Source organism: Dokdonella sp. (assembly GCF_019634845.1).
Lineage (GTDB): Bacteria > Pseudomonadota > Gammaproteobacteria > Xanthomonadales > Rhodanobacteraceae > Dokdonella_A.
Window position 1 is genome coordinate 146,933 of sequence record NZ_JAHCAQ010000005.1, and the last position, 24,464, is coordinate 171,396.

The following is a 24,464-nucleotide window of genomic DNA, read 5'->3' on the forward strand; positions in this document are numbered from 1 at the left end:
GCTGTGTCCGCAAACGACAGCGGCCGACCACCAGGGCCGGCCGCTGTCGGTGTCCGCGTGCGCCGCACGCGGCCGCGGATCAGTCCTTGGACGGTGCCTTGGCGGCACCCTCGGCGGCCTGCACCGCGCCGTTGCCGGCGCCATTGCTGGCCAGCGCCTTCTCGTTGAGCTTGTCGATGGTGTCCTTGCCGTACCAGCGGCCATCGACCTGGACCATTTCGGCCTCGCCCGTCAGCGGCGTGCCGAGCAGCGTGTAGCTGAGCTTGAGCTTGGCGTTCTTGCCGTCGTTGGACACCACTTCGGCCTTGATCGAATCGAGCGTGTCGTCGAGCGACAGGCCATACACCTTGAGCGCATCCTTGAACGAACCGAACACGGCCCGGCCCTTCGCCATGCCTTCGTCGTAGCTGAGTGCACGGGCCTCGTCGAGCGTCTTGAGGTTGAGGTCACGCGCGCCCTTGACCGCGATCGCGAGGACCTGCTTGACCTTGTCCGGATCGGTGAAGCGCGTGTCGGTGACCCACTTGCCGAGCGCGTTGACGGCGGCCAGCGCCTGCGTCTTGGCCTCCTCGGACATGTCCTTGTTCTGCTGGATCGTGCTCTGCAGCCAGCCCGTGCCCATCGCCACGTACATCGGCACCTGCTGCTGGTACTGCGCGTCAAAGGCGCTGAGCTGCGGCTCGATCTCGGCGAACAGCGTCTTCTCGGCGTCGGGCGCGGTCAGCTTGCCGATCGTTTCGGCGAACTTGGCGCGATCCTCGTCGCTGATCGGCTCCTGGTCCTTGCCCCAGTCAGCCTTGATGCGGGCGTACTCGGCCGGCGGCAGCGCATTCTTCATGAGGCCGTCGAAGTCGCCGTTCTTGAGCGACTTGACGGTCGCCATCAGCACGGCATCGGGGGAATTGGCCTGCGCACCCTGCACCGCCGGCGCCGCAGCGTCCTGCGACTGCTGTTGGCAACCGATCGTGAAGGCAAGCAGGGCGCCCAGCAGGGCGGTGCGAAGCAGGGACTTGGACATGAACGTACCCAGGATTGTTGGTGGAAACAGGAGCGGCACTCTAGCAGGTCGCGGGTGAACCGCAGTGGCAGCCGGGCGCAGCGGTGCGCGCTGCGACGCACATAAAAAAACCCGGCGGATGGGAATCGGCCGGGTCAAGTCCGGCAATGCCGGAGGGGGATGTCTGGCGTCTCGCCAACGGGGCGTGGACCCACTCGTCGGAAAAACGTCAGCGCTATTCTAGTTAGCGGTTATTTGTAATGCAATACATCAAATTGTATCGTGTAACGCATTGATTGTCAATGCATGTTGCTGTACTTCAATGCGCGCCGCTGCTCGGGCGGCAGCTTCCAGTCGTTGCCGAACAGGACCGCTTCCCAGGCGCCATAGGTCGGGTTGGGCAGCACGAACCAGCGCTCGCCCACCCAGCCCAGATACGGCGCCACGGCGGCGCGATGCCCGGCCGGCGTGTTGTCGCGCACATCGACGAAATCACCGAGCTGGTCGCCGAACTGCATCAGCACGCGGTAGTGCTGTGCGACCAGGCGGCGCCGGCAGCCCTTGTCGCTGCCGCTGGGCTCGCAGCCGGGCACGACCGTGCCGAGCGCCAGCACCACATCCTCGCCGGCGGCCAGCGGAAAGCCCTGCTCGCGCAGGTTGGCGATGGTGGCGTCGGTGACATCGTGACTGCGGTTGGTGACGTAGAACACGGTGACGCCGCGGCTGGCCGCATGGCGCGTGAACTCGAGCGCGCCCGGCAGCGGCTTGGCGGCCTTCTCCTCGCACCATTGCCGCCACGACGCGCTCTCGTAACCCTTGCCTTCGCGCATGCGGCGCACCGCATAGGGCGTGTTGTCGAGGACGGTCTCGTCGATGTCGAGGATGATCGCGGGCTTGAGTCCGCGCAGCGGACCCGTGCGCTCCTCGTGCGGCAGCGCATCCCAGCTCCGGTCGGCGAGTGCGTGGTCGAGGCGGTCGGTGGCGTTGCGGTAGACCTCACGGTAGATGAGGTCGTGCTCGACCGACGTCTGGGTCCAGGCCACCGCATTGAGATTGTCATCGGGCGCCGGGCCCGCCGCGACCGATGCCGGTGGCGGTGCCGTCACCGGCGCCGCGACGACGGCGGGCTTCTTCGCCACCGGCGCGGCGCAGGCGCCGAGCAGGGCGGCAACGAGGATGAGGCCAGGCAGGGGCAGCAGTTTCATCGCATCTCCACCGATGGTGCGCGGTGCGGACGGCGGACGGCGCTGCGCGCGCCCGCGCAACCCGCCGCCCGCGGGACTGGATTGGCCATCATACGCAAAGCGGGCGCCGCTGGCGCCGTGCGCCGCGGACGCGGCGCAGTGGGCCGGCAATCCGCCCGGCCGTCATTCAGGGCGCGTCGATGCGGATCGCCGCGTCGTCGTAGCCTTGGTAGCGCACGCGCGTGGTGCTGGCGCGGCCCAGCATCGTGGCGGTCGATTCGACCTGCAGCGGCAGACCGCTGGCGAGCGAAACCCAGGCCTTGGCGGCAGCCTTCACGGGGCGACTGACGGTGTAGGCATACACGCGCGCCGGCTCGCCATCGAGGCTGTCGTCACCGACGAGCTGCACCTGCATGCCCGCCGCGATGTCGTCGACGAAGGTCGGATCACGATATTGCGCGATCAGCTTGCCCACGCCCGGCACCGGCAGCGGCTGCAACTGGCCGCCGCCGAGATCCATGTACATGGTGTCGCCGATCACGACACTGACGTTGCCGTTGGCGTCGATGCGGTAGCGGTCGGGCGCGACGAAGCTCATCTGCGAGAGCTGCTTGCCCTTCTTCACGTCGGTCACGGTGGCGCGAAAGCTCTTGGCCGCGAGGAACTTGACGAATGCGCTGCGCAATTCGTCGCTCGCCGCAGCCGGTGCCAGCGCGGGCACCAGCAGCAGCACCATCAGGGTCGCGGCCTTGAAAAAACCAGTCATCGTCTGCTCCTGTATCGGGGTCATTGATCGCGTCACAGCGCCACGCCGACGCGGCACCTGTACGATGCCACACCGGCGTCAGCCCACAGAACGCAAAAGCGCCTGCCTTCAGGACAATCCATGGACCGCTACGAACGCATCCTGACCCTGCACCGCACGCTCAAGTCGGCGCGCTATCCCGTGCCGTTCGCCCAGCTCAAGGACGAACTGGGCTGCTCGCGTGCGACCGTGTACCGCGACATCGCCTTCCTGCGCGACGCGCTCGGCGCGCCGATCGAGGGCGGCGAGGGCGAACAGGCCGCGTTCCGCTATGCCGCCGGCGAGGGCGACCGCTTCGAACTGCCGGGCCTGTGGCTGTCGAGCGAGGAACTGGCCGCGCTGCTCGCGCTCAACGAACTGCTCGGGCGCAGTGACCCTGGAGTGCTGGCCGGCGCGCTGGCGCCCTTCCGCGCCCGCATCGAACGCCTGCTGTCGGATCACAGCAGCGGCAAGAGCCTGCCGGTCGAGCGCATCCGCGTGCTGGCGAGCGGCTCGCGCCGCCTCGACCAGCATGTGTTCCGCACGGTTGCCAGCGCCGTGCTGGCGCGCCAGCGCCTGCGCTTCGGCTACCGCGCGCGCTCGACCGATGCGAGCACCGAGCGCGTGGTGTCGCCGCAGCGGTTGGCCCACTATCGCGACAACTGGTATCTCGATGCCTGGGACCACAGCCGTGACGCGCTGCGCAGCTTTGCGCTCGATCGCATCCAGGCGCCACTGGCGCTGGGCGAGGCCGCGCTCGATCGCGGTGCCGAGGAACTCGACGCGCATCTGGCCGCCAGTTACGGCATCTTCTCGGGCGCACCCAAGGCCTGGGCCACGCTGCGCTTCTCCCCGCACGCGGCGCGCTGGGTCGCCGACGAACACTGGCATTCGCAGCAGCAGGGCACGCGCCTGCCCGACGGCCGCTACGAACTCAAACTGCCCTATTCCAATTCGCGCGAGCTGCTGATGGACGTGCTGCGCTACGGGGCCGATGCCGAGGTGGTGGCGCCGGTGCCGCTGCGCGAGGAGATGAAGATCATGCTGCAATTGGCGCTGGGTGCCTATCAGGAGCCACGGCCATGACCGCCACCATGGCGCCGGCGGCGCCGCGGCGCATCTCGCTCGTGCTCGGCTCGGGTGGCGCGCGCGGTTACGCCCATATCGGCGTGATCGAGGAGCTGCGCGCGCAGGGCTACACGATCGAGGCCATCGCCGGCAGTTCGATGGGAGCGCTGGTCGGCGGCGTCTACGCCGCCGGCAAGCTCGAGGCCTACCGCGACTTCGTCAGCCCGCTGCAGCGGCTCGACGTGCTGCGGCTGGTCGACTGGAGCTGGCGCGGCGGCGGCCTCATCAAGGGTGACCGCATCGGCCTCGAGCTGCGCAAGCTGGTTGGCGATGTGCGCATCGAGGACCTGCCCGTGCGCTACACCGCGGTCGCGGTCGACCTCGACGCACATCGCGAGGTGTGGTTCTCGCGCGGTTGCCTGTTCGACGCGATCCGCGCCTCGATCGCGATTCCGACCGTGTTCCGGCCGCACCGCTACGAAGGTCGCCTGCTGGTCGATGGCGGCCTGCTCAATCCGCTGCCGGTGTCACCGACGCTGCGCGACCTCACCGAGGCCACCATCGCCGTCGACGTCAACGCGCCGGCCGAATCGCTCGACGATGCGCTGCCGCCTGCGGCGGCGAGTGGCGCCGCGTCGGCTGCGGCCACCACTGCCGCCAGCAATGGCGACGCCGGCCACGAGGCGGGCCATGGCCCGCGCAAGCGCCGCTTTGCGGCCCTGCTCGATGCATTCGCCGAACGCCACGAGAAACGCGCCGCCGAACACGATCCCGGCGTCATCGAGCTGTTCGCGCGCTCGCTCGACGTGATGCAGGCCACGATGACGCGGCTCAAGCTCGCTGCCCAGCCGCCCGACCTGCTGATCACGATTCCGCGCAATGCGAGCGCGTTCTACGAGTTCTATCGCGCCAGCGAGCTCATCGAACTTGGCCGCCTGCGCACGCGCGAAGCGCTCGCACGCTGGCAGCCACCGTCGGTGCGCTGGCGCGGCTGAGCGTATAGCTCAGGCTGCGAACAGGCGCGCCAGCTCGGCGCCCGGATCGGGCGCGCGCATGAAGGCCTCGCCGACGAGGAAGGCATCGATGCCGGCCGCACGCAGCATGGCCACGTCGGCCGGCGCGTGAATGCCGCTCTCGGCCACCAAGAGGCGCCCGGCAGCAACGCGCGGCCGCAGGCGCAGGCTCGTCTCCAGTGAAGTCTCGAACGTGCGCAGGTTGCGGTTGTTGACGCCGATCAGCCGCACCGGCAGGTCGAGTGCACGCTCGAGCTCGGCCTCGTCGTGGACCTCGACCAGCACATCGAGGCCGAGCTCGCTGGCCAACAGCGTGAGTTCGAGCAGCGCGGCATCGTCCAGCGCGGCGACGATCAGCAGGATCGCGTCGGCGCCGATCGCGCGCGCCTCGTGGACCTGATAGGGATCGATCGTGAAGTCCTTGCGCAGCACCGGCAGCGCGCAGGCCGCGCGCGCCTGCTGCAGGCAGGCCTCGCTGCCGTGGAAGAAATCGGCATCGGTGAGCACCGACAGGCAAGCCGCGCCGGCGCGCGCATAGCTCGCGGCGATCGCGGCCGGATCGAAGTCGGCGCGGATCACGCCCTTGGAAGGGCTGGCCTTCTTGACCTCGGCGATCACGCCGGCGTGGCCGCCGGCGATCCTCGCCTCGAGCGCGTCGGCAAAGCCGCGCGTGGGCGGCAGGTCGGCGCAGCGCGCGGCCAGTTCGGCCAGCGGCAGGCGCGCGCAGCGTTCGGCGATTTCTTCGGCCTTGCGGGCGAGGATGCGGTGCAGGATGTCCATGCTTGGCGCGGGTCGGGATCGGTTTGTGGCAGGTCGTTTCAGGCACCGCCGCGGGCGGCCAGCGCCTGGGTGGTGGCGACGAAGGCGTCAAGGCGGGCGCGGGCGGTACCACTGGCGATCGCCGCGCGGGCGCGCTCGATGCCGGCGCCGATCGAGTCCACCACGTCGGCCGCGTACAGCGCGGCGCCGGCGTTGAGCGTGACGATGTCGTGAGCGATGCCGCCGCCACCGCCGAGCGCGGCCAGCAGCATCGCGCGCGATTCCTGCGCGTCGGCCACGCGCAGGTTGCGGCTCGACGCCATCGTGAGGCCGAAATCCTCGGGCTCGATGTCGTATTCGCGCACCTGGCCATCGCGCAGTTCGCCGACCTTGGTCGCCGCACCGAGCGAGATTTCGTCCATGCCGTCGCGGCCCCACACCACGAGCGCGCGCCGCGCGCCCAGCCGCTGCAGCGCACGCACCTGGATGCCGACCAGGTCGGGGTGGAACACGCCCATGAGGATGTTGGGCGCGCCGGCCGGATTGGTCAGCGGGCCGAGGATGTTGAAGATCGTGCGCACGGCCAGTTCACGCCGCACCGGCGCCACCGCCTTCATCGCCGGATGGTGGTTGGGCGCGAACATGAAACCGATGCCGACCTCGGCGAAACACTGCGCCACCTGGGCTGGCGCGAGGTCAATCGCGGCACCGAGCGCCTCGAGCACATCGGCACTGCCCGACTTCGACGACACGCTGCGGTTGCCGTGCTTGGCCACCTTGGCGCCGGCGGCCGCCGCGACGAACATCGACGCGGTGGAGATGTTGAAGGTGTGCGCGCCATCGCCGCCGGTGCCGACGATGTCGAGGAAATGCGCAGGCGTGCCGACATCGACGCGGGCCGACAGCTCGCGCATCACCTGCGCCGCGCCGGCGATCTCGCCGATCGTCTCCTTCTTGACGCGCAGGCCGGTCAGGATCGCCGCGACGAGCGTCGGTGACACTTCGCCGCGCATGATCTGGCGCATGAGGCCGACCATCTCGTCGTGGAAGATTTCGCGGTGTTCGATCGTGCGCTGCAGCGCTTCCTGCGGGGTGATCGTCATGGCTCAGGCGGCCCTCGCCAGACCCTGCGCGAGGAAATTGCGCAGCAGGGCATGGCCGTGTTCGGTAAGGATCGACTCGGGGTGGAACTGCACGCCCTCGATCGGCAGGCTGCGATGGCGCAGACCCATGATCTCCTCGCGCGAGCCGTCGGCGCGCTCGGTCCAGGCGGTGACCTCGAGGCAATCGGGCAGGCTCGACGGCTCGACCACGAGCGAGTGGTAGCGCGTGGCCTGGAACGGATCGGGCAAACCGGCGAACACGCCGACGCCGCGATGGCGGATCGGCGAGGTCTTGCCGTGCATGATCTCGCCCGCGCGCACCACGCGCCCGCCAAAGACCTGGCCGATCGCCTGATGCCCCAGGCACACGCCGAGCACGGGCACGCCGGGCAGCGGCTCGCGCAGCAGGTCGAGCGACACGCCAGCCTCGTCGGGCGTGCCCGGTCCCGGCGAGATGACGATCGCCGAGGGCCGCAGCGCGCTGATGGCGGCGCGGTCCAGCGCGTCGTTGCGCACCACGCGCACCTCTTCGCCAAGCTCGCCGAAGTACTGCACGAGATTGAAGGTGAACGAGTCGTAGTTGTCGATCATCAGCAGCATGGATCCGGCAACCTGTTGAAGTGGGTTGGTTTCATGGGGATTGTGCGCGCAGCGTGCCGGCGCTCGCCGGTGCCTGGCCGCGCCCGGCGCCAGTGGCCGGGCACTGGCGAGCCGCCCGAGCCGACCGGCGCCCGAACGCATCGCGAGCACGCCCATCAGCGCAAGCCTAGGGGTGATGGGCGTATCGGGCAAGCGCGCCAGGCCGGCGTTGGGGAGCGCCGCGCAGGCGCGGCGCGCCGGCGCTGGCCAAACGCCAGGGGATGCCGGCGCCTGATCTCGACTCGGCACTGGAGCGGGCTTTCTGCGGCGGCCGCGCGACACAGCTTGCAGGCGCACCGCAAGCGGTCCACACTGAGCCATATGGTTCAGTATTCCCCGTCCCGCTTCAGCGCCTCCTTCGCCGCGCTCGCCGATGCCACGCGGCGCGGCGTTCTCGCCCAGCTCGCCAACGGCGACGCCTCCATCAGCGACCTCGCCGATCGCTTCGACATGACCCTCACGGGCATGAAGAAGCATGTCGGCGTGCTTGAGCTGGCTGGCCTCGTCAGCACCGAAAAGGTCGGCCGCGTGCGTACCTGCCGTCTGGGTCCATGTCGACTCGACGAGGAACTGGCGTGGCTCGCGCGCTACCGCCGGATGTGGGACGCGCGCTTCGAAGCCCTCGACGGTGTCATCGACGTCCTGCAACGCAAGGAGAAGGCCCGTGGTCGCCAGAAAAGACGGTGAATCCGCACGCACGGTGGTGCGGAAAACGTCACCGCGCGAGGTTGTCGTCACGCGCACGTTCAACGCGCCGGCGCGACTCGTGTTCGAGGCGTGGTCCAGGCCCGAGCTGTTCCGGCAGTGGTGGCTGCCGCGCTCGATGGGCATGACACTGCGCTCGTGCGAGATGGACGTGCGCAGCGGCGGCAAGTACCGCCTCGTATTCGGTGACGATGCGGCCACCGCGATGGCGTTTTTCGGCACCTATCTCGAAGTGGTGCCCGAACGGCGCATCGTGTGGACCAACGAGGAGGGGGGTGAGGCGGGATCGGTCACCGCCGTGACACTCGAAGAGCGCGATGGGCGAACGCTGCTGATCCTGCGCGAGCTGTATCCGAGCGCAGCCGCACTCGACGCCGCGGGCACCGGCGCGCAGGACGCGATGACCGAAACCTTCGTGCAGCTCGACACGCTGCTCGCCGAGTTGGCCGCGCGCTGACCCGCTCACGGCCGGGTCAGGCGGCTGGCGCGAAGTGGCGGGCCTGGGCCACCGCCCGCAGCCACCACGTGGCGGCGCGGCGCAGTCGCGCGCGGTGGTCGCCGCCCCGCCGCCCGGCCGCGGATGCCAGGCGCTGCGGGCGAACGTCAGTGCAGCGTCGTCGCGCAGGCGGGGCGCTTCACAGGCCGCTCGCGGCCTGCGCCACCGCGCGGAACAGCGCGCGCCCCTTGTTCATCGTCTCCTCCCATTCCTTGGTCGGATCGGAGTCGTGCACGACGCCGGCGCCGGCCTGGACATGAAGACGGCCGTCATGGATCACCGCGGTGCGGATCGCGATCGCGGTGTCGGCATCGCCGTTCCAGCCGATGTAGCCGATCGCGCCGGCATAGATGTTGCGGCGTGCCGGCTCGAGCTCCTGGATGATCTGGATCGCGCGGATCTTGGGCGCGCCGCTGACCGTGCCGGCCGGGAACGTGGCCTTGAGCACGTCCATGTACGACAGGCCGTCGCGCAGCTCGCCTTCGACCTGGCTCACGATGTGCATGACGTGCGAGTAGCGCTCGATGACGAAGCTCTCGGTCAGGCGCACGCTGCCGGTCTTGCTGACGCGGCCGACGTCGTTGCGGCCCAGATCGATCAGCATGAGGTGTTCGGCGCGCTCCTTGGCATCGGCCAGCAGCTCGCGTTCGAGGGCCACGTCCTCCTCGGGCGTGGCGCCGCGCCGGCGCGTGCCGGCGATCGGCCGCACCACCACGCGCCCTTCCTTGAGCCGCACGAGGATCTCGGGTGACGAACCCACGATCTGGGTGGCGCCGAGGTCGACGAAGTACATGTAGGGCGACGGATTGAGCGCGCGCAAGGCGCGATACACGTCGACCGGGCGCGCGCGGAATGGCACCGACAGGCGCTGCGAGGGCACCACCTGGAAGATGTCGCCAGCGCGGATGTAGTCCTTGGCGCGGGCGACGATCGCCTCAAACTGCTCGCGCGTGAAGCTCGACTGGAAATCGGTCTCGATCAGGGCGCGCGGATCGAGCACGTCGGGATAGGTCGAGGCGCCATGACGAACCCGGAACACGAGTTCGTCCAGCCGCCGGCACGCGCGCGCATAGGCGTGCGTCTCGCGCGGATCGGCCTGCACGATGAGGTAGAGCCGTCCCTTGAGGTTGTCGAACACGGCCACTTCCTCGCTGCGCATGAGCAGCGCATCGGGCGTGCCGAGCTCGTCGTGCTGGGTCGAGGCGAGCCGCGGCTCGATCCAGCCCACGGTCTCGAAACCGAAGTAGCCGACCAGACCGCCGCAGAACGCCGGCAGGCCAGCGACCGGGGCGACCCGGTGGCTGGCGCGGATCGCCTCGATCTCGGCCAGCGGATCGAGCACCTCGCGCGACTCGATCACCTCGCCCAGTTCCTCGACACTGAGCGTGTGGCCACGCAACGAGTACACGCGCCGGCATGGCAGGCCGATGATCGAATGGCGACCCCAGTTCTCGCCACCCTCGACCGACTCGAACAGGTAGGAATACGGCCCGTCGGCGAGCTTGAGGTAGACCGACAGCGGCGTGTCGAGGTCGGACAACACCTCGCGCACGACCGGGATGCGGTTGTAACCCTGCGCGGCGAGCGCATCGAACTGCTGGCGGCTGATCACGGGACGGCATCCGGCAACGGCGTGGCCGGCCACGATAGCAGGCGATCCCGCAACGCAACAATCCGCCCCCGCGCCTGTGGCGCGCGACGCAGGCGCTCAGGTTCCGTCGAAGTCGTCGGCAAAGACCACGTCATCAAGCACCGGCGCAGCCGGCAGACGCACGATGTCGTAATCCATCGCAGTGGTGGCACGGCCCCAGTACAGCTCGACCTCGCGCGGCGAGGTGCCGACCAGCGGATGCGGCTCCACGTCATCCTCGTTCGGGGTGTTGGTCAGCGCGATCGGTGCAGCCCAATTCACCGCGTCGGGCGAGCGGCGCACGGCGAGATCGAAGCCGTTGCCGTTCTGGCGGATCCAGAACAGCGCGAACGCGCCGTCCGCGAGCACGACGGGCAGCGAGTCGTGGTTGTTGCCGCTGGCGGCAAACTCCTGCGCTGGCGCGCTCCAGTCGTAGGGATCGTGAGTGGTCTTGACGTAGATCTTGAGCGCACTGCTGCCGACCTGATAGCTGGCCAGATACAGTCCGTCGCGCTCGCGCCTGGCGACACGCGGCAACTGGCTGCCGGTGGCAATCGGCGTGCGCAGCAGGTCCCAGCTGGCGCCGCCGTCAGTGGACTGCGCGAGGTAACTGCCGCCGCCGATGCGCTGGTAGCTCAGCGTGAGCGTGCCATCGGCATGCATGATCGCGTGGGGATTGATCTCGCCGCCTGTGCTCCAGCCCAGATCGAGCGCGCCCTGTTCGCTGAACGCGATGCCGTCACTGCTGGTGGCGCGCCAGATGCGGAAACTCGAATTGGTGCTGCCGCCCTTGAGATAGAGCAGCAAGTACCGGGCGGGGCCCAGTTGCAGCAATGCCGGATGGCGTTCGTTGGCGCTGCTGGCGATGATCGCCGCTGGTGTGCTCCAGCTCGTGCCGCCATCGGTCGAGCGCGTCAGCCACAGGTCGCCGTACAGGGTTGCGTTGTCGAGGCGCTCGAACACCACGATGCGCGCACCGTCATCACTGGAGCGGATGACCGCGGGCTGGTAGTCGATCTGCGGGCCGCTGGTCACGGCCGAGGTGGCGAGGCACCACGCCGGCAGCGCGCAGCCCAGCGCGAGGATGGCGGAAGCGATGATGCGCTGACGGGTCATGCCGGTTGCCTGCCCTGGGCCTGGTTGTGGACGGTGATGATGAGGCCTACGCGAAACGGCGGCAAAATCCCGCAACGATCGGTGCAGGCCTGGACATGGGTGCGGCGTTGCGGAACCGTGCGCGAGCCGGGCGGCAGCGCTCCGCTGCGGCAGCCGTCAGCGCGTCGCGCCGGGTGCCAGCGGCCGCCGCGGCATGCCGACTAGGTTCAGCACGAATTCCACGCCATCGCCCTCGGCGCGGTTGCTGGCGCTGGCATGGCCGCGATGCAACTCGGCGACGAGGCGCACCACGTACAGGCCCAGGCCCAGGTGCGGCGTGGCGCCACCCGGCGTGGCGCGGTCACGTAGCGACACCAGCGAATCGAATACGCGCTCGTGCATCGCTGCCGGCAGTGGCGGGCCGGCATTGGCCACGCGGATGCAGGCCGCGCCGTCGCTGCCCGCCTCCAGCGTGAGCGCGATCCAACCGCCGGGCGGCGTGAACGAGCAGGCATTGTCGAACAGCTTGTCGAGCGCCTGCGCGATCAGCTCGGGAGCGCCATGGAACGGCAGCGCCGCGGCGGGCAACTGCAGGCGCAGTTCGCGCGGTGCCGCCAGCGGCCGGTAACCGTCGCCGCAGCCTGCCACCAGCGCGCGCAGGTCGAAGTCCTCGGCCTCGGCCGCGGCGATCGCGCGCTCGACACGGCTGGCCTCGCTCATTGCGCGCACGATCGCGCCGAGCCGATCGGCGCCGTCACGCGCGCGGACGAGGTAAGGCCGCGCCGGCGCCGGCACGCCCTGATGTTCGAGGTTGTCGAGCGAGGACTTGACGATCGCCAGCGGCGTGTTGAGCTCGTGCGAGAGCTTGGAGGCAAGCGTGCGCAGGTAGTCGGTGGAGGCGCCGATCTCGTCGAGCAGCTTGCGGAAGCTGCGTGCGAGATCGCCGAGCTCGTCGCGCGAGTCGATCAGCGGCATCGGCGCGTCGAGTCGACCGCCCGCGCGCAGCGCCTGCTCGGCGGCGTTGCGCAGGCGCCGCAAGCGCCACGACAGCAAGGCGCCGAACAGCAGCAGGATTGCGGCGGCCACCGCGAATGCGACCAGCGTTGCGCTGACCAGGCCTGCCAGCGCGCGGTTGGCGAGCAGCGGCAGCGTCGGGTTGGCCTGCTCCAACAGCAGCGCAGCGTGCGCGCGCGGCCCCGCATCGAGCGGCACCGCAGCCACCAGCACCACCGCGCCGGCGTATTCGGCCGGACGCCAGCCTGTCGCGGCGATGCCCGACAGCGCCTGCCAGACTTCGCCCGCGTCAAGTCGCGGCCGCCGCCCAGCCAGTGGCTGCGCCGCATCGGCCGATGCGGCGAAGAAGTGCCGATACAGCCATGCGGCAAAGCCGCCGGCGCGCTGCGCGGATGGAAACTCATCCGCGCGCAGCTCGCCCGCGTCGGCGAGCACCCAGCCGTCGACCAGCACCACGCGGGCGCGCGTGTGCGCCGGCAGCAACGACTGCAGGTTGTGCGCGAGTGCGGCGTCATCGCCGACGAGCTGGCGCAGTTCGGGCGTATCCGACCCCGGCTGCGCCGAGTCGTGGACCGCGATACCCAGTCGCGTCGGCGCGAACGGGCGCGCGATGCGCAGCTCGATGCGATAACCCGAACCATCGTCCTGCAATGCCCCTTGCAGTTGCTCGGGCAACTCGGGCGCAGCGCCCTGCGCCACTGCCACGAAGCTGCCCGGTGCGGCGCCGATGAGCCGATAGCGCGCGGTGCGGCCATCCTTGCCGAGCACGAGCGTGACGTGGTCGCCGCTGGCGCTGCGCGGATCGGCCGGATCGAAGCGTGCGCGCGTGGCGTCGCGGACCTGCGCCAGCAGATACAGATCGCCGTCGCGGCGTGCCAGCGTCACGCGCAGCTTGTTTGCGTCGGTGGCCGGACCCATCGCCTGCGCGTAGGGCCGCAACGCGCTCCAGTCGTCATCGTAGCCATCGATCAGCAGCGGCTCGCGCGCAGTCTGCACATAGGCCACCTCGCCGGCCGGCAACTGCAGGCCGCGTGCCTGCATCGCCTTGGCCAGCAGGTGCGCCGTGGTCAGCCAGGCCTGCTGCTGGCCCTCGCGCAGGAGCTGCTCGGTGAGGCGCACGAACTGCCAGCCCGCCCACGGCAGGGCCAGCGTGCACAGCGCGGCGAGCAGCAGTTTCAGGCGCAGCGACATGGCGCCGGCACTCGGCAGTGACCCGCCGTCGATCGGCCGGCGGCGCGGCTGGAGGCGCGACGGCCATGCGCTCGCGCAACGGCCGCCGCGGTGCGCGAGCGCCGGTCGGCGCGAGCGCATCGCCGGTGTGCGATGGCGCCTGGCGATCTCAAGGGTTGCGCCACCGATACCCGGCGCCGTGTACGGTGTCGATCGCATCGAAGGCGCGGTCGATGGCGATGAACTTCTTGCGAATGCGCTTGATGTGCGAGGTGATGGTGGCGTCGTCGACGACGACCTGTGCATCGCGCATGAGCTGGTCGCGGCTCTTCACGTGGCCGGGGAAGCGCACCAGCGTGTGCACCATCCAGAACTCGGTGACCGTGAGCGGCACGTCGACGCCATTCCAGCTCACGCGCATGCGTTCGGTCTCGAGCTTGAGCGGGCCCTGCTCGATCACGCTGTCGGCGCTCACCGGCTGACGCAACGCGTCGACCCGGCGCAGCAACGCGTGGATGCGCGCGGCGAGCTGGTGCAGCGACACGTCCTTGGCGAGATAGTCGTCGGCGCCCAGGCGCAAGCCCGAAATGACGTCGAAATCCGAGTCGCGTGCGGTGAGGAACAGGATCGGCAGCGTGGCCGCCTGGGCGCGCAGCGTGCGGCACAGCTCGAAGCCGCCCTCGAGCTCGTCACCGAGCCCGACGTCGATGATGACGAGATCGGGCAGGCGCTGGGCAAACGCGGTCTGCGCCTCGGGCCGCGAGGCATAGCCGCGCACTTCAAAGCCCAGCCGCGTCAGCGCCTCGACGTAGTTGGCACGGATCAGCGGTTCATCCTCGACGATGGCGATGTGGCGTGGCATGACGGGTTCCGTGGTGGTTGCGGCCAGCTTACCGGCGGCGCGCGGCGGCGCAATGGCGCCACCTGCAACGCCCGCAAAATGCCACAACTCGTCGGCGCCAGCGCCGCCGCGCGCCGCCGGCAGGGCCGGCCGCGGCGGTGTAGTTGCACCGTGCCGAACAGCGGAGCGCCACATGCACGCCAACCCACCCGATCCAAACGCCGAACTTCATGGCCGCGAGAGCCTGCGCGTGGTCGTCGCGATCGGCGCCCTGCTGCTCGGTTTCCTCGCTGCATTGCAGCCTTGATGATGGAGTCGCCATGAACTTGCTGCTGGATCCACTGCGCTCATTCACGACCACCGCGTCCGACGACGATGCCACGGCGTTGTGGCTCGGTGCCGAAGCGATGATCGCGCCATCGTGGTGGCGCGAGCTGAGCAGCGACGCCGCGCCGCCAGCGGCCGAGCGCGCCGTCGATGCCGACTGGCAGGTGATCTGATCCGCGGCGCGGACGCTGTTGCATCCGCGCCCTTCGCGCGAGGCCCGCGCCGGGCGCTCCCCTCCCTCCTCTCGCCCCGGCGCGGTTTTTTTTTGCGCGGCGCGGCTCAGCCGCCGCTGATCGCGGCCTGCATGCGCGCAATGATGGCGGCGTAGTCAGCGGCGCCGAAGATCGCCGAGCCGGCGACGAAGGTGTCGGCGCCGGCCTGCGCGATCTGGGCGATGTTGTCGGCCTTGACGCCACCGTCGATCTCGAGCCGGATCGCGCGACCACTGGCATCGATGCGACGACGCGCCTCGCGCAGCTTGTCGAGTGCACCGGGAATGAAGCCCTGACCACCGAAACCCGGATTGACCGACATGATGAGCACGAGGTCGAGCTTGTCGAGCACGTGGTCGAGCCACGTCAACGGCGTGGCCGGATTGAACACCAGGCCCGCCTGGCAACCGTGATCCTTGATCAGGCCGATCGTGCGATCGACGTGCTCGCTGGCCTCGGGATGAAAGCTGATGAGGCTGGCACCGGCCTGGGCGAAGTCGGGCACGATGCGGTCGACGGGCTTGACCATCAGGTGCACGTCGATCGGCGCGCTCACGCCATGCTTGCGCAGCGCCGCGCACACCAGCGGCCCGATCGTGAGGTTGGGCACGTAGTGGTTGTCCATCACGTCGAAGTGGATCCACTGCGCGCCGGCGGCGATGACGGCATCGACCTCGGCGCCGAGGCGGGCGAAATCGGCGGACAGGATCGAGGGAGCGATGATCGGGCTTTGCTTGGCCATGGCGAGATACCTGCGGGAGGCGCGGGCGGGATTGGGGTGGTGGCAGTCAGCGCTGGCCGCGCTGTTCGCGGACGCGCTCATAGGCGGCGTTGATTTCGCGCGCGCGTTCCTCGGAGCGGCGGCGCACCTCATCGGGCGCGTCCACCAGTTTGTCTGGATGGTGCTGGCTCATCAGCTTGCGATAGGCCCGCTTGACCGCCGCGTCGTCGGCGTCGTTGGCCACGCCGAGCACGGCGTAGGGATCGACTTCGGAGGGTCGCCGAGGCGGGGGCGGCGGCGCTTCCTGCCACGGGCCACGCTCGCGCGGCCGCGCGGTGCGCTCGTACTGCGCGCGATGCCAGGCCGGCCCGTAACCCTTCATCGCCGACAGCGCGGTGAGCTCGTATTCGGTGACGCCCAGTGCCGCGCACAGCTTCTGCACGAGCGCGAGCTTGGGCTGCACCACGAGGCCCTCGGCGTAGACGAGATCGAGCAGGAGGTCGAGCACGATGAAGGCATTGTCGCGCCGGCCACGGCACCAGTTCCTGAGTTCGGCCAGCGGCACCGTATTGTTGAATTCGGGCTGCTTGCCGACCGTGAAGCGCGCCATCGCCACGCGGCGCGCCTCGGCATCGAGGTTGAGGCGCCCCATCAGCGCTTCGGCGGCGACGATCTCGGGCTCGGAGACGCGCCCGTCGGATTTGGCCAGGGCACCGGCGTAGGCGAACAGCGGGCCGACGAAGTCGAGGTCGAAGCGGGGCGGCCGCAGGCGCTCGCTGGCCTGGTCGTAGATGTGGCCGAGCACGCCACCGAGCACGAGTCCGACCGGGTTGCGCCACAGCAGCACGCCGATGATGGCGCCGACGATCTTGCCGACGATCCTCACCGCGCGGCCTCGCGGCGCGCGGTGCGGCAGGCAGGGACGTGGTGGCAGGCGGCGCTGGACACGGGAGCGAGACGTCGCGGCGGTGAAGCCGCACATTCTAGCAAGGCCTTCCGCCGCGCCGGGCATCGCTACAATGGCGGCCTTTCGCCAGCGGGAACAGCGCGTGCCGACCGTACTCGTGGAATCCAATCTGCCCGGCCTCGAACTCGTCCACCGCGGCAAGGTGCGCGATGTCTACGCACTGTCGGCGCAGGAGCTGCTGATCGTCGCCAGCGACCGGCTCAGTGCGTTCGACGTGGTGCTGCCCGACCCGATCCCCGGCAAGGGCGAGATGCTGTGCCAGATCTCCAATTTCTGGTTCGCGCGCACCAGCCAGCTCATTGCCAACCATCTGACCGGACGCAGCGTGGCCAGCGCGCTGCCGGCCGGCGTGGATGCCGCCCTGTACGAACGACGCAGCGTGATCACCAAGCGCCTGCGCGTGTTGCCGGTGGAGGCGATCGCACGCGGCTACCTCATCGGCTCGGGCTGGAAGGACTACCAGGCCACCGGTGCGGTGTGCGGCATCCGCCTGCCGGCTGGATTGCGCCAGGCCGAGCGCCTGCCGCAGCCGATCTTCACGCCCTCGACCAAGGCCGCGGTCGGCGCGCACGACCAGAACGTGGGCTTCGATGAGGTGGTTGCGCTGATCGGCGGCGAGCTTGCCGAACAGGTGCGCGCGGCGACGCTGGCGATCTACGACTTCGCGGCAGCCCATGCCGCCGGCCGCGGCATCCTCATCGCCGATACCAAGTTCGAGTTCGGCCTCGACGCCGAAGGCCGGCTGCACGTCGTCGACGAGATGCTCACGCCCGATTCGTCGCGCTTCTGGCCGGCCGACGAGTATCGCGTGGGCAGCAGCCCACCGAGCTACGACAAGCAGTTCGTGCGCGACTACCTGGAAACGCTGGACTGGAACAAGAGCGCGCCGGGGCCGCATGTTCCGCCCGCGATCATCGCCGCGACCGCGGCGAAATACGCCGAGGCACTGCGTCGCCTGGCCGACATCCAGCTCGACTGAGCCGCGCGCCTCGCACCGCAGCGCGGCCTGCCGGGCAAAAAAAAGCGCGCCACCGGGGCGCGCTTTTTCGTTTGCCTGGAGCACGTGGCTCAGGGTGTCGGTACCGGCTTGAGCACGGTCGGATTGTTGACCACGAGCGCGGCGCCATTGCTGACCACGAAGCTCGCCATCTCGCCCTGCATCTCGACCGTCGCATACGGATAGCTGGTGGGGTCGAGCAGCGAACCATGCACGCCCTGCACGAAACGGGCGGCGGCATGGATGCCATCGGCGCTCGGCGCGATCGAATGATCGATGGCCGGCAGCGCGAGTGCGGCGATCAGCGGCTCGGTGCCCGACAGCGGCCCACTGGCGACGCGGTTGGGAATGACCTGGTCGGGCAGCACGTCGCCGCCACCGATCACTTCGTGCAACAGGATGTTCTTGCGGTAAGGCAGCGTGCCGGCGGCCTGCGGCGCGATCAGCGTGCCGTTGCCGGCGAAGTTGATCGGGTCGCCCGAATCGACCACGGTCTGCGCGGCCAGCATGAAGCTGTCGTAGGCCGGCGTCCCCGCCACCACGCCCGCACCAGCGAGGCCGGCGCGGATCACGGGACCGAAGGTCGGCGAGCCGTCGAGCAGGCGCGCGATGCCGCCACCGGGCACGCTCAGCACGGCGGTCTTGATCGACGGGTCGACCGCCATCACCACGGTGCCGACGATGCTGCCGAGCGACTGGCCGACGAAGCGCGGATTGCTGCCGTCGACGTTGGGCAGCGTGCCGGCTGCGTGGGCGAGCTGCATCACGTCGGCCACGCCCTGGCGCAGGTTGTCGCGCGAGGTGAGCAGGCTGGCGAGGTTGATGAAATGGCTGCCCGAGCTGTCGATCGTGCCGTCGGGACCGGCGGCGCCGGTGGTGTTGTTCTGCACGTCGAGGTTGAAGGTGCGCTCATGCGCGCCGAGCGCCGCGAACGGCGACGAGCTGCCCATGTAGAACGGGTTGCTCGTGCTGGTGATGCCGTGCAGCGGCAGGTCGATTGCGACCACCGCAAAACCCTGGGCCGCCAGCGTACCCGCGATCGCGAACATGTCGGTGCGATTGCGCGTGATGCCGTGCTGGAAAATCACCACCGGCCAACCCGCGGCGGGCTTGGTCTTGCCCGACGCCGCGTTGGGCAAGGTCAGCAGCAGCGGCACGACCTCGGCCGACTTGGCGACCGGGATCGGGTTGCAGGCGGTCAGGTTGGTCGAGGTCGGATCGAGGCCAAACCCGGCGCACTGCTGGATGTAGGCACCCGGCGCGGCGTTCCAGTTCTTGGTCAGCGGCGCCAGCGGATCGGCCTGGGTCGGTGCGGCCAGGTAGTACGGCAGCTTGATCGTGCCGACGTAGATGTCGGCGATCGGCGGCAGGCCCAGGCCAAGGCTGGCCAGCGTCATGCCGGTCGACGCGGTGTGCGTTTCGGCGGCGGGCGAAGCCTGGGTGATCGCGGCCACGGCCTGCAGCGTCGGCGTGATGCTCTGCGTCGTCGCCGTCCACGACATCGCGATCGAGCCGGCCGCAATGCCGGCGCCCTGCGCCGCGGCTTCCTGCGCGTTGACGAGCTGGCGCAGCGGTTCGAGCTGGCAGGCGGTCGCGTCGGGCAGTGCCGGCGAGGTCGAATGACCGCCCGCGCACAGCGCGCGCTTGCCGGTGGCCAGCAGGTAGGTGAACGATCCGCGCACGTTGCCGCCGGCCGCGTCCTTGACGCCGGTGGTGACCACGGCCATGTACGAAGTGCGCTGCTTGAGCGCCTTGGTCGGCACGATCGCCATCGTCTTGCCCGTGCTGTCGGAGGCCGCCAGCGTGGCCACGAACTCGGCCGGCGAGGCCAGTTCGCGCACGACGCCGGTCACGGCGCCGGCCGGACCGCTCAGCGTGACTTCGTACAGGTGCACGTTGCCGGCCAGCGAGGCCGCATCGATCGGCGCCGAGAAGGTCATCGACCACGGCGCGCTGGTGCTGAAGCCGTCCTGCGCATTCATGGCCTGCTTGGGCATCGCGTCGGGCGCGCCAGCCGCCACCGGGATGTTGAGCGTGAGATCGGTGGTGCCCGCGAACAGCAGATTGTTCGGGAACGGGATCACGCTGTGGCTCGGATCGAAGCCCACCACGGTGTGCGGCGCGACCGGTGCCCGGTAATCGTACGCATGCGCGCTCGGGGCGGCCAACGTACCCAATGCCAACGCGGCGGCGGCCGCAAGTGTGATCAATCGAAGCTGCATGACAAGCCCCTTCTGGCTGCGTCCCGAATGCGAAGAAAGTGTGAAAACCGGGCCATCTTAGGCGCTCCAATCAAGGCTTGGCAACGCTGCACTGCGGCGAAATGCGGTGGCGTATGGTGCGCCGCTGCCGACACCGGTCCGCAGCCGTGCGCAGCGCGCGCAAAAACCGTGTCCCGCTGCGCGTGCGCGCCGGCGCCGGCAGCGGCCTTCCGGCGACCGCCACTCACGGCAGGCGCGGCCAGCTCGCTGCCGCCGGCTCGAACGGGCGGGGTGCCCAGCCGAAATCACGCGCGGCCGGACCATTGTCGGCAACGAGGTCCTCGCGCAGGCGCGCGATGCTGGCCGCATGCAGCGCGCCCCAGCCCATCGCGCGCGCGATGCCGGCGATCGCGCGCGAGCCGAGCACGGCCACCGGCAACGGGATCGGCAGGCAGGCCACCTCGAGCGAACAGCAGGTGCGCTCGATCATCTGCGCGCAGTCGAGGCGTTCGCCACCACCGACGGCGTAGACGCCGGCAGCCGGTGGCGTCAGCAGGGCCAGGCAGGCCTGCGCCAGATCATCGGCATGCACGGGCTGGCGCAGGCCACTGGCGCCATGCAGGCGCGGATACATGCGCCAGCGCCGCGCAAAGCGCGCGATGCGCGCCAGTGAGCGGTCGCGGCCGCTGCCATAGATGAGGGTCGGCCGCAGGATCACGGCGCGCGCACCACGCTGCGCGGCGCTGGCAAGCAGCTGCTGTTCGCTGGCCACCAGGCGCGCGGCAAGCTCGCGCTCGAGCGGATCGGGCGAAGTGCGCTTGCTGACGGCGCTCATCGATCCGAGCGCGACCACGGGACCGGCGCCGGTCGCGGCGTCCGCATACCAGCGCGCGAACGCATCGAGCGGGCCACAGCTGATGGTCGCCTCGCTGCCCGGCGGCACCGGCAACGGCTGGTCGAGAGCGGCCTGCAACCACTGCCCGTCGGGCAGCGCCGGCTGCGCGCGACGACTCACGGCAAGGACGCGCAGGCCCGCTGCGGACAGGCGCGGCAGCAGGAACTGACCGACCATGCCACTGGCACCGAAGACCAGGCAGGTCGTCATCGCGTCACGGTGCGGGTGCGGTGTGCGCGGCCTCGGTTGTCAGCCCATCGGTCGCCGCCTCGGTCGGATCGGCCAGCGCCGCGCAGGCGGCATCGAGCGCCGCTGCGGCGCGCTGCAGCGGTGATTTCTGCACGGCCGCGCGCGCCGCGAACAACGGCTTGCGCGCCTTGTCGATGTGGCCGAGCGCGCTGGCCATGGTCGCTGCATCGGCGCCGATCAGCAATTCGAGCGGTTGCAGGCACTGCTGCACGGCGAGGTCGTAGGCGCGATTGCACTTGCGGTAGTCCTCGATCTGCGTGCCGAGTTCGCGCAGGTGCGCCAGCGCGATCTGCACCGCCGGCGATTCGCTCGACGGCGCCAGCACGGCTGCGGCCGGCATCGCCGCCGGCATCGGATCGGGTGGCGGATTGGCCACGCGCTCGGCATGCATCGTGTCGAGCTCGTTTTCCAGATCCATCTTCTCGTACAGCAGTTCGTTGGCGCGTGCCTGTTCGCCGCGCCACGCGCGCACGAACCACAAGGCAGCCGCGATCGCGAGCAGCGCCACCAGCCAGCCGAGCCATTGCATCATGCATCTCCTCCCCACTGCGAGCGCGGGCATGATCGCACGGCTGGCGCCGCCCCGCGCAATGCCGGCAATCGCACCGCCGCGGCCACGCCCACCACCCGGCACCCACCGTCACACGCCGGCACAGGCATAATCGGCGTTTCAGCCTGCCGAGGAACCACGCCATGCGTCTCGCCCTTGCCCTGTCCCTGCTGCTCGCCGCCCCCGCCTTTGCGCACGACGAGGCCGGCCACCACGACCACGGCGCCAAGTCCGAGATGGCGCCGATCGCGCCGGTGCAGACCACCGCCGAGGGCGCCGTGTATGGCGCCAGCCTGCCGGCCACGCCGCCGGCGCCGCTGAGCCTGGACGACGTCGTGGCGAAACCGGCGGCGCTGATCGGCAAGAGCGGCGCGTTCAGCGGACGCATCACCCAGGTGTGCCAGATGCAGGGGTGCTGGCTCGTACTCAGCGCCAGCAACGGCGAGTTCGCGCGCGTCATCATGCACGATCACGCCTTCGGCGTGCCCAAGGACGCCAAGGGCGACGCCGTGGTCTACGGCACGCTCAGCGAAAAGACCTTGTCGGCGCAGGAGCAGGAGCACCTGAAGAAGGATGGCGCCAAGGCGGCGGCTGCGCGCGAGCTGCAGATCGACGCGACCTCGGTGCTGATCCGCAGCGCGGGTTGAGACGACGATCCGGCGAACGAACACCAGTCGTGCGCACTGCCACGGAATTGGAGCGCCAGCTGCGGCGCCCCAACCCCCTCACTGCCAAAGGCAGCTGTAGAAAATCAACTCTCTGAAGAGTTGCATATCGCGTTCGGATGCGGGCCTTGACCTTGGTTGGTGATCGGTGGGCTCCAATCCCCTGGAGGAGCCCAAGTACCATCGGGTTTCGGAAACGTCCGGCGGCGATATTCAACCTTTTGCCACCACCCACCTTGAGATCCCCCTATCGGATCCTGGTAGATGATTACGTTGGAAACGCTCGGCGGGAAGTCCAACGGATTTGGTGGCGGAGCAGGCGGCGGAAAGACCGGAACAGTTGGTAGCGTCGGTGGCTGGCACTCACTTTGTTGTACCCCTTGGACAGGGTCGACGTTCCTACCTCCCGAGGTCACATACAAATCCATGTCGATGGCTCGAGTTTCCCTGATTTGCACGCCATCAGATCGGACATAGGTGAATTGAATCGTGCCGTAACTGGGGGTTGCTCGCCTATGGTCCAACGTTGCGGCAGCCAGCCATGTAGCGGGCACCAATGTGAGGACGCACATCGCGCTGGCAAGAAGTTTCCGTGACATTTTCGCTCCAGTCATACCTAGTCTCGACGCGAGGCGGATAGATCGTAGCCCCCCAATCAATGCTCGCAACTTAACGCGTCCATCCCCGGCCCTCAACAACTGAATCGATAGGCGCAGTGCAGATGCGGCTTGGTTCGTGGCGGCCGCGGGTAGGCGCGACCGAGGTGGATGCGGCATCGGTTGCGCGCGATCGCGTCAAGCGCGGCGCCGAGGGTGCGCAGGCGATGGCGCAGACCGAGCAGGCAGCCGGCGAGGATCGGCTTGAGCGCGCCCAGGGCATAGGTTCGATTGGGGCGGCTGGTGGCAACGACCTCGGGCTCGATGGCCGCCGCATCGTGCGCGGTGGCGAGCAAGGTGTGCAGGTTGTCGGCGACGATCTTGGCGGCGAAGTCCTGCTGCAAGGCGAGGTGAGTGAGGCCGCTGACGGCCTCCAGTCGCAGTCGGTGTTTGATGCGTTTGAAGGCTTCCTCGATGCGCCAGCAGCGATGGTAGAGTGCGCCGAACGCGTGCGCGGGGTAGCGCTGCACATCGAGCAGCGAGGTCATCAGGATGCGGATGGAGCCGCTGGGCGTCACATCGCGAATCAGGCGCACGGTGGTGGGCAGCTCCTCCAGCTCATGGGACAGGCGATCGGCCGGGCGCGGCGGCTCCAGCCGCACCAAGCGCCTCGCTCTTGCCGCTGCGCAGGAAGGCGCGCACGCAGGCGTAACCGCTCGCGTCCACGCGCATGCAGAAGTGGCGCCCACGCTGGCGCAGGGAGGCAACCACGGTATTGCCGATCAGACCGCGATCGAGCACGAGCAGATCGTCCGCCTCCGTCGCATCCAGCGCCTCGAAGAGCATCTGCCGCTCGCAGCCGTCGGCGCCATGCAGGGCGGCGTGCAAGGTCAGCTCCGCGCCGGGCAGATACAAACCGAAGGCGTAGCGATCGGCCTCCAGCGCGGCGCCCTTGCGGGTCGACACGCGCAGACGCGATTCGTCGGCGGCGACCACCCGCAAGCCGTGCCAGCGATGGGCGTCGATACACGGCTGCGCCAGGCGCAGCAGGTGCGCACTGAGCGTGTCGAACACCGTGGCGGAGAAGCCGCGACGCACCTTGGCAAACGCCTGGCGCGTCGCCCCGTGCACGCGCACTGGCGCGCCGCCGATTTGCGCGAACAACGAATCCAGCTGCGTCTGCACGCGCGCACATGCCGCTGAGCATGAGCGCCAGTACGCGCGGCAGCGTCAGCTTGCGCCGGCGCGTGAAGGCGGCGGGAGCGAGTCGGTGGGAAGCCAGCAGGTCGCCGTCGTGGAGGGCGGCGGAGAACTCAGAAAGAATCGCGGCAGGAGCGAGTGTTCGAGTTCATATTATTTAGTTATATCAACATGTTACGTGTAGCAGGTGTACGCCACGGGGTATCGGAAAGCAACATCCTGATGAGCCAAGATGGGCTTAAGTTGCGAGCATTGCTAGCCCCCCCATGCCACGTCAATAATCAACACGGTCACCTCCCCATCGACATCGTAATGGCGTGGTACCTGCGAAAACTGTGTGAAGAGCTATCGGGCAGTCCACGCATCAACCAACGACGACGACCAGG

Annotated in this window: 24 protein-coding genes; 7 read left to right on the plus strand and 17 right to left on the minus strand. The window is 69.2% G+C overall.

The window, feature by feature from the left end:
• Nucleotides 1-79: 79 nt before the first annotated feature.
• The 3 genes from KF903_RS05375 to KF903_RS05385 form a co-directional block, all read right to left on the minus strand.
• Nucleotides 80-1,018 (minus strand): hypothetical protein, encoded by a 939-nt coding sequence (locus KF903_RS05375; protein WP_291212032.1) that lies wholly within the window; start codon nucleotides 1,016-1,018, stop codon nucleotides 80-82.
• A gap of 278 nt (nucleotides 1,019-1,296) precedes the next feature.
• Nucleotides 1,297-2,202 (minus strand): 5'-nucleotidase, lipoprotein e(P4) family, encoded by a 906-nt coding sequence (locus KF903_RS05380; protein WP_291212035.1) that lies wholly within the window; start codon nucleotides 2,200-2,202, stop codon nucleotides 1,297-1,299.
• A gap of 166 nt (nucleotides 2,203-2,368) precedes the next feature.
• On the minus strand, nucleotides 2,369-2,947 hold the full coding sequence (locus tag KF903_RS05385; protein WP_291212038.1) for a hypothetical protein: 579 nt from the start codon (nucleotides 2,945-2,947) through the stop codon (nucleotides 2,369-2,371).
• A gap of 120 nt (nucleotides 2,948-3,067) precedes the next feature.
• On the opposite strand from KF903_RS05385, the gene KF903_RS05390 reads away from it, so the two are divergent.
• Both KF903_RS05390 and KF903_RS05395 read left to right on the plus strand, forming a co-directional pair.
• Nucleotides 3,068-4,051, plus strand: coding sequence for a YafY family protein (locus KF903_RS05390; RefSeq protein ID WP_291212041.1), 984 nt, complete (start codon nucleotides 3,068-3,070; stop codon nucleotides 4,049-4,051).
• Complete coding sequence (locus tag KF903_RS05395) at nucleotides 4,048-5,028, plus strand: patatin-like phospholipase family protein (RefSeq protein ID WP_291212043.1); 981 nt, start codon at nucleotides 4,048-4,050, stop codon at nucleotides 5,026-5,028. Before KF903_RS05390 ends, KF903_RS05395 begins: the two co-directional genes overlap by 4 nt.
• 9 nt (nucleotides 5,029-5,037) lie before the next feature.
• On the opposite strand, the gene trpC is transcribed toward KF903_RS05395, so the two are convergent.
• Genes trpC through KF903_RS05410 form a run of 3 tightly spaced genes read right to left on the minus strand, consistent with a single transcriptional unit; the run spans nucleotide 5,038 to nucleotide 7,508 of the window.
• Complete coding sequence (gene trpC / locus KF903_RS05400; protein ID WP_291212046.1) at nucleotides 5,038-5,826, minus strand: indole-3-glycerol phosphate synthase TrpC; 789 nt, start codon at nucleotides 5,824-5,826, stop codon at nucleotides 5,038-5,040.
• 38 nt (nucleotides 5,827-5,864) lie between these two features.
• Complete coding sequence (gene trpD / locus KF903_RS05405) at nucleotides 5,865-6,908, minus strand: anthranilate phosphoribosyltransferase (protein WP_291212049.1); 1,044 nt, start codon at nucleotides 6,906-6,908, stop codon at nucleotides 5,865-5,867.
• 3 nt (nucleotides 6,909-6,911) lie between these two features.
• Entirely contained in the window at nucleotides 6,912-7,508 is a 597-nt protein-coding gene (locus KF903_RS05410) for an aminodeoxychorismate/anthranilate synthase component II (RefSeq protein WP_291212052.1), read from the minus strand.
• 360 nt (nucleotides 7,509-7,868) lie between these two features.
• Between KF903_RS05410 and KF903_RS05415 the strand changes: the two genes are divergently transcribed.
• Both KF903_RS05415 and KF903_RS05420 read left to right on the plus strand, forming a co-directional pair.
• Complete coding sequence (locus tag KF903_RS05415; protein ID WP_291212054.1) at nucleotides 7,869-8,234, plus strand: metalloregulator ArsR/SmtB family transcription factor; 366 nt, start codon at nucleotides 7,869-7,871, stop codon at nucleotides 8,232-8,234.
• Complete coding sequence (locus KF903_RS05420) at nucleotides 8,212-8,709, plus strand: SRPBCC family protein (protein ID WP_291212057.1); 498 nt, start codon at nucleotides 8,212-8,214, stop codon at nucleotides 8,707-8,709. The genes KF903_RS05415 and KF903_RS05420 overlap by 23 nt, the downstream gene beginning before the upstream one ends.
• 178 nt (nucleotides 8,710-8,887) lie before the next feature.
• On the opposite strand, the gene trpE is transcribed toward KF903_RS05420, so the two are convergent.
• From trpE to pdsR, 4 genes are all read right to left on the minus strand, one after another.
• Nucleotides 8,888-10,360 (minus strand): anthranilate synthase component I, encoded by a 1,473-nt coding sequence (gene trpE / locus KF903_RS05425; protein WP_291212060.1) that lies wholly within the window; start codon nucleotides 10,358-10,360, stop codon nucleotides 8,888-8,890.
• Nucleotides 10,361-10,456: 96 nt separating this feature from the next.
• Nucleotides 10,457-11,494, minus strand: coding sequence for a sialidase family protein (locus tag KF903_RS05430; protein ID WP_291212062.1), 1,038 nt, complete (start codon nucleotides 11,492-11,494; stop codon nucleotides 10,457-10,459).
• 156 nt (nucleotides 11,495-11,650) lie between these two features.
• Nucleotides 11,651-13,678, minus strand: a complete 2,028-nt coding sequence (locus KF903_RS05435; RefSeq protein WP_291212065.1) for an ATP-binding protein — start codon at nucleotides 13,676-13,678, stop codon at nucleotides 11,651-11,653.
• A 148-nt stretch (nucleotides 13,679-13,826) separates the two neighbouring features.
• Nucleotides 13,827-14,519: a proteobacterial dedicated sortase system response regulator gene (gene pdsR, locus KF903_RS05440; protein ID WP_291212068.1), complete on the minus strand. Its 693-nt coding sequence runs from the start codon at nucleotides 14,517-14,519 to the stop codon at nucleotides 13,827-13,829.
• A 299-nt stretch (nucleotides 14,520-14,818) separates the two neighbouring features.
• Between pdsR and KF903_RS05445 the strand changes: the two genes are divergently transcribed.
• A complete protein-coding gene (locus KF903_RS05445) occupies nucleotides 14,819-14,998 on the plus strand; it encodes a hypothetical protein (RefSeq protein ID WP_291212071.1) in 180 nt (59 codons plus the stop codon).
• Between the two features lie 106 nt (nucleotides 14,999-15,104).
• Here KF903_RS05445 and rpe read toward each other — a convergent pair whose 3' ends face one another.
• Together rpe and djlA are read right to left on the minus strand one after the other, a co-directional pair.
• Nucleotides 15,105-15,779 carry a ribulose-phosphate 3-epimerase gene (gene rpe, locus KF903_RS05450; protein WP_291212074.1) on the minus strand — a complete coding sequence of 225 codons (675 nt, stop codon included), beginning with the start codon at nucleotides 15,777-15,779 and terminating at the stop codon, nucleotides 15,105-15,107.
• Nucleotides 15,780-15,825: 46 nt separating this feature from the next.
• Nucleotides 15,826-16,644, minus strand: a complete 819-nt coding sequence (djlA, locus tag KF903_RS05455) for a co-chaperone DjlA (protein ID WP_291212077.1) — start codon at nucleotides 16,642-16,644, stop codon at nucleotides 15,826-15,828.
• Between the two features lie 163 nt (nucleotides 16,645-16,807).
• On the opposite strand from djlA, the gene KF903_RS05460 reads away from it, so the two are divergent.
• The gene (locus tag KF903_RS05460; RefSeq protein WP_291212080.1) at nucleotides 16,808-17,704 is read left to right on the plus strand and encodes a phosphoribosylaminoimidazolesuccinocarboxamide synthase; all 897 of its coding nucleotides are present in this window, start codon (nucleotides 16,808-16,810) and stop codon (nucleotides 17,702-17,704) included.
• A gap of 89 nt (nucleotides 17,705-17,793) precedes the next feature.
• On the opposite strand, the gene KF903_RS05465 is transcribed toward KF903_RS05460, so the two are convergent.
• The 3 genes from KF903_RS05465 to KF903_RS05475 all read right to left on the minus strand — a co-directional run bounded on the left by KF903_RS05465 (nucleotide 17,794) and on the right by KF903_RS05475 (nucleotide 21,599).
• Nucleotides 17,794-19,944 (minus strand): Ig-like domain-containing protein, encoded by a 2,151-nt coding sequence (locus tag KF903_RS05465; RefSeq protein WP_291212082.1) that lies wholly within the window; start codon nucleotides 19,942-19,944, stop codon nucleotides 17,794-17,796.
• 223 nt (nucleotides 19,945-20,167) lie between these two features.
• Complete coding sequence (locus KF903_RS05470) at nucleotides 20,168-21,028, minus strand: NAD-dependent epimerase/dehydratase family protein (RefSeq protein WP_291212084.1); 861 nt, start codon at nucleotides 21,026-21,028, stop codon at nucleotides 20,168-20,170.
• Between the two features lie 4 nt (nucleotides 21,029-21,032).
• Nucleotides 21,033-21,599, minus strand: a complete 567-nt coding sequence (locus tag KF903_RS05475) for a hypothetical protein (protein ID WP_291212086.1) — start codon at nucleotides 21,597-21,599, stop codon at nucleotides 21,033-21,035.
• Nucleotides 21,600-21,760: 161 nt separating this feature from the next.
• On the opposite strand from KF903_RS05475, the gene KF903_RS05480 reads away from it, so the two are divergent.
• Complete coding sequence (locus KF903_RS05480; protein WP_291212089.1) at nucleotides 21,761-22,264, plus strand: DUF4920 domain-containing protein; 504 nt, start codon at nucleotides 21,761-21,763, stop codon at nucleotides 22,262-22,264.
• A 709-nt stretch (nucleotides 22,265-22,973) separates the two neighbouring features.
• On the opposite strand, the gene KF903_RS05485 is transcribed toward KF903_RS05480, so the two are convergent.
• Nucleotides 22,974-23,540 (minus strand): transposase, encoded by a 567-nt coding sequence (locus tag KF903_RS05485; RefSeq protein ID WP_291212091.1) that lies wholly within the window; start codon nucleotides 23,538-23,540, stop codon nucleotides 22,974-22,976.
• Nucleotides 23,497-24,063 carry a hypothetical protein gene (locus KF903_RS05490; RefSeq protein ID WP_291212094.1) on the minus strand — a complete coding sequence of 189 codons (567 nt, stop codon included), beginning with the start codon at nucleotides 24,061-24,063 and terminating at the stop codon, nucleotides 23,497-23,499. Before KF903_RS05490 ends, KF903_RS05485 begins: the two co-directional genes overlap by 44 nt.
• Nucleotides 24,064-24,464: the final 401 nt, after the last annotated feature.